At 44.8% G+C, this 1,660-nt stretch carries 3 protein-coding genes; 2 read left to right on the top strand and 1 reads right to left on the bottom strand.

Annotation, left to right across the window (positions count from 1 at the left end):
• The first annotated feature begins 255 nt into the window (after positions 1-255).
• A complete protein-coding gene (locus F6K38_RS41335; RefSeq protein ID WP_008188675.1) occupies positions 256-456 on the top strand; it encodes a hypothetical protein in 201 nt (66 codons plus the stop codon).
• A 4-nt stretch (positions 457-460) separates the two neighbouring features.
• Here the strand turns inward: F6K38_RS41335 and F6K38_RS41340 are convergent, their stop codons facing one another.
• Complete coding sequence (locus F6K38_RS41340) at positions 461-625, bottom strand: hypothetical protein (RefSeq protein ID WP_008188677.1); 165 nt, start codon at positions 623-625, stop codon at positions 461-463.
• A 349-nt stretch (positions 626-974) separates the two neighbouring features.
• Here F6K38_RS41340 and F6K38_RS41345 point away from each other — a divergent pair.
• Positions 975-1,660 (top strand): tetratricopeptide repeat protein (locus tag F6K38_RS41345; RefSeq protein WP_287360639.1); only part of this gene is annotated, 686 nt, incomplete at its 3' end.

A 1,660-nucleotide genomic window follows, 5' to 3' on the forward strand; every position in this document is an offset into this window, starting at 1 on the left:
CAATAGGCAATAGGCAATAGGCAATAGGCAATAGGCAATAGGCAATAGGCAATAGGCAATAGGCAATAGGCAATAGGCAATAGGCAATAGGCAATAGGCAATAGGCAATAGGCAATAGGCAATGCTGACTTTTAAAGTCTTAATTCTAAATTCTACATTCTACATTCTACATTCTATAAAACATTTTTAAAACCCTTGACAAACAAAACTATAATCATTACCATAATCAATATAAACCCATTGAACGTTTTCACAATGTCAGAAAAATTTACTCGCAATTTCAAGAAAAAACCGACTCAGCACACTCTCAAAGGTCCTCGTGAATCAGTAATAAATAGTATGCACATGCTTTATTCCCTAGGTTATGCGGAGATTGCCGAGTGGACACCTCTAGAACCGACCGATATTCCAGGAGAAGTAATGACTACTATGATCAAGTATTGGTTGTTGCCATAACACCTTAAATTTCTGGGGGGTTTTCCCCCCGGTGGCCTTGGGTTTCGGAGTCTTGATGCAGTCGCTCATGGGGGAAACCACGCCAGTTGCTCATGGGGGGAACCCCCAAGACCGCACTGGCTCCCCAAGACCGCGCTGCATCGCAATTTCTGACATATGTGATTGCCATAGCCGTGGATAGTATTTCTACGGCTATTTTTTTTTGGAATTAAGAATCGGGAATCGGGAATCGGGAATTGGGAATCGGGAATCGGGAATCGGGAATCGGGAATTGAGAATTGAGAATTGAGAATTGAGAATTAAGAATTAAGAATTAAGAATTGAGAATTAAGAATTGAGAATTAAGAATCCCACACTCCCCCTTTGACCCTAAATGTAAAAACCTACCCCCGACTCCCGACTCCCGACTCCCGACTCCCGACTCCCGACTCCCGACTCCCGACTTCAGACTTCTGACTTCAGACTTCAGACTCCCTGCTCCCTTTGCTATCATTTAAATCTGCAACTGGCATTCTCCCATGAGCCGCCAATCCAGTGTCCGAACCGTTCTAGGACTTCTTTTCCTATCCAGCCTCACCATTAGCCTGTGGCTCGGTCATGTTCCGTCTACCACCTGGCAACTGCAAGTGGGAAACCCAGCCACAGCTCAATCCCCTGATGCTAGCCAACTTGTCCAACAAGGGGTGGAACACTACCAACTGGGAGATTTTACTAGCGCTATAGAGTATTGGCAAACTGCCCTAACTACTTATCAACAAACCAACAACCGCCCTAACCAAACTATTGTTATAGAAAACCTAGCGAGAGCTTATCAGCAAATTGGTCAAATCGACCAAGCCATTAACTACTGGGAACAAGTCATCACTAATTATCAGCAACTGGGTGATTTACAACAGGTAGGGCGGATGCTTACGGAACTGGCTCAAGCTTATAGTAAATTGGGGCAAAATCAAAAAGCGATCGCATTATTATGTGGTACCATTAATCATGATCATCCCCACGATCACCCCTGTGTGCCAGAAAGTGCTTTACAACTGGCTCGCACCCATAAAGACCAACTTGGAGTTGCTGCGGCTCTGGGGAGTTTAGGGGATGCTTATCGCCTCAGGGGCAAGTACGATCTAGGGATTAACTATCTCGAAAAGAGCTTAACTATTGCCCAAGACATTGACCACCTTGCCTATCAATCCTCAGCCCTGAATAG

It is taken from the genome of Moorena sp. SIO3B2 (assembly GCF_010692525.1).
GTDB classification, from domain to species: domain Bacteria; phylum Cyanobacteriota; class Cyanobacteriia; order Cyanobacteriales; family Coleofasciculaceae; genus Moorena; species Moorena producens.